General features: G+C 69.2%; 2 protein-coding genes. One reads left to right on the plus strand and one right to left on the minus strand.

Annotated features, from left to right (window positions below; translation table 11 throughout):
- Window positions 1-70: 70 nt before the first annotated feature.
- Window positions 71-2674, minus strand: coding sequence for an alpha-glucan family phosphorylase (gene glgP / locus AB1609_19530; protein MEW6048635.1), 2604 nt, complete (start codon window positions 2672-2674; stop codon window positions 71-73).
- Between the two features lie 141 nt (window positions 2675-2815).
- On the opposite strand from glgP, the gene AB1609_19535 reads away from it, so the two are divergent.
- The coding region (locus AB1609_19535; GenBank protein ID MEW6048636.1) for a hypothetical protein at window positions 2816-3021 on the plus strand (206 nt) is incomplete at its 3' end.

A 3021-nucleotide genomic window follows, 5' to 3' on the forward strand; every position in this document is an offset into this window, starting at 1 on the left:
AACCCCCACTCCCTGGCCCGGGGCCGCAGCGCCTGCTCCGGGTGCCCGTTGGACTGCGTCGATGGATGTGTCAGTTGCCCGCCCACCGGATCAACCCCGTTTCGTGCGGGCCGGCGAGGTCCGGGTTGAGGGGGCGCAGCCGGACCTGAAAGCCCTGAAGCCCGCTGCCCTCCACCGCGACGTCGAGGGCTTCAAACAGGAACCGCCCGCCGGGAAGCGGCCTTGCCGCCTTCATCGGCCAGATCCGGTAATCGGCCAGCTCCCCCCGGGGGTTCACCCTGCCCACCAGCACCTCGGCCGCGACATCCTCCGGGCGCAGCCCGCCCAGGCTCACCGTGGCCCTGATCGTGATAACCTGGCCCAGGGGCACCGGGTCGGTGGCCGTGGACTGCACCTCCTCGATCCGCACCGACGGCCAGTTGTGCGCTACGACCTGCTTCCACTCCGCCAGCGCCCGCGCCCGCCCCCACTTGTCGGCGGCCAGTTGCCCGGCGCGGGCCGCGGCCGGCACGTAGAACCGCTCGGCATACTCCTTGACCATCCGGTGGGTGTTGAAGTGCGGGGCGATGGCCGCCACCGACCGCTGCATGCGGGCCACCCACCCCCGCGGCAACCCGTCGCTGCCCCGGTCGTAGAACAGGGGTACCACCTCGCGCTCCAGGACGTCGAAAAGCGCCTGGGCGTCGAACCTGTCGACCGCCGACGGATCGCGGCGCACGTACTCCGGATATTCACCTTCAGCGGTTTCGCCTCCTGGCCCCACGGCCCATCCGATCTCGGGCGAGTACGCCTCGTTCCACCACCCGTCCAGGACGCTCACGTTGAGAGCCCCGTTCACGGCGGCCTTCATTCCGCTGGTGCCGCTGGCCTCTTCGGGGCGGCGGGGCGTGTTGAGCCACACGTCGCAGCCCTGCACCATGTAGCGCGCCACGGCGATGTCGTAGTCCTCCAGGAAGACGACGCGGCGGCGCACCTCGGGGCGCCGGGCGAACTGCACGATGTTGCGGATCATCTCCTTGCCGGCGTCGTCCCGGGGGTGCGCCTTGCCGGCCACGATGATCTGCACCGGGCGTTCGGCGTCACTCAGCAACCTCACGAGCCGCTCCGGGTCCTGCAGCAGCAGCGTGGCGCGCTTGTAGGTGGCGAACCGCCTTGCAAACCCAATGGTCAGGGTTCCGGGTTCGAGGGCCTGCTCCGCTTCGGCGATCTCGGCGGGCAGCGCGCCCCGTGCGGTCAACTGCTCCCTCACCCGCCGGCGGGCGAAGGCAACCAGGCGCTCGCGGCGGCGTTCGTGGGTGCGCCAGAGTTCCTCGGGAGGGATCTCCCGCACCGGCTCCCAGACCACCGGGTTGTCGGGCTCCGTTCGCCAGCGCGGGCCCAGGTAGCGGTCGTAGAGTGCGGCCATGTCGTCGGAGATCCACGAGAGCAGGTGGACGCCGTTCGTGACGGACTGGATGGGAAGTTCCCGCTCGGGAACGGAGGGCCAGATGCCCTGCCACATGCGCCGGGCCACGGCGCCATGCAGGCGGCTGACCCCGTTGGAGTAGGCCGCGGTCTTGAGCGCCAGGATGGTCATGCAAAACGCCTCCTGGTCGTTGGCAGGATTCTGGCGGCCCAGCGCGAGGAACTGCTCCCGCGTCAGCTTCATCGAGCGGTAGAAGTCGCCGAAGTAGCGTTCCACCATGTCGGGCGGGAAATAGTCGTGGCCGGCGGGCACGGGGGTGTGGGTGGTGAAGACCTGGCCGGCGGTTGCGGCCTCGCGAGCCTCGGCAAAGGTGAGGTCGTGCTGGTCCATCAGGCGCCGGATCCGCTCCAGGGAGAGAAAGGCCGAGTGGCCTTCGTTCATGTGGTAAACCCCCGGGCGGATTCCCATGGCCTCGAGGGCGCGCACGCCTCCCATGCCCAGCAGGATCTCCTGGCGGATGCGCATCTCCAGGTCGCCGCCGTAGAGGCGATCGGTCAGGCTCCGGTCTTCCGGAGTGTTGGCGGGGGTGTTGGCGTCCAGCAGGTAAAGCTGGAGCCGCCCCACCTGCACCCGCCAGACGTACGCCGCAAGCTGGCGCCCTGGAAGCGTGGCCTCGACCGTGAGCGGCTGCCCATCAGGCCGGCGCACCATGTGCAGGGGCATGGTGTAGATGTCGTAGTCGGGGAAAGCCTCCTGTTGCCAGCCCTCGGCGTTGAGGGATTGGCGGAAGTAACCCTGGTGGTAGAGCAGGCTCACACCGACGATGGGAACGCCCAGGTCGCTGGCCGACTTGAGGTGGTCGCCGGCCAGGTTGCCGAGCCCCCCTGAGTACATGGGCACGCACTCCGTCAGGCCGAACTCCGCGGAGAAGTAGGCGACCAGAGGCTGCTCCTGCACCCACCGGCCGTGGGCTTGCGCGAAGTACGTGGTGCGGTTTTGCACATAGGCGTCGAACGCCTCGCAGACCTGGCGGTACTGGGCGAGGAATCCCTCGTCCGCCGCCGCCTCCTCGAGCCGGCGGCGGCCCACCAGGGTCAGCATGCGAACGGGATTGTGATCGGACTGCTCCCAGAGGCGGCGGTCCAGGCGGATGAAGAGGGAGCGGGCATCGGCGTTCCACGACCAGTAGAGGTTATACGCAAGCTCCTGCAAGCGAGCGATGGGCTCGGGGAGCGAGGGCGCCACCGAAAAGGTCCGAATGGGGCGCAATGTGAATCCCCTCCCGCGTCTTGCCTTCCTCAGCCGCCGTGATTTTACTCACGGCCGGGCCGGCCCCTTCAAGCTCTTGCAGGCGAAGAGGCTGAGCCGACGAAAATGGCGCACGGGGTAGGAAAGGTGTGGTCGAAGCCGATGGGACGCGCGAGGCGCTCGCAGAGCGGTAACATCAGGCTCGGTGGCCGCAACCGCAGACTCGTGCAGGCGAGCGTGGTGCTGGCGGGCATCGGGCTTTTGGTGGCGCTGTACCTGGCGTCGGCCGAGCTTGGGGCCGGGCCGGGGGCCGGGGGCGTTTACCTGTGCGCGCCCGGGAGCGGGTGCGACCGGGTCTGGAGCAGCCC

It is taken from the genome of Bacillota bacterium (genome assembly GCA_040754675.1).
GTDB lineage: Bacteria > Bacillota > Limnochordia > Limnochordales > Geochordaceae > Geochorda.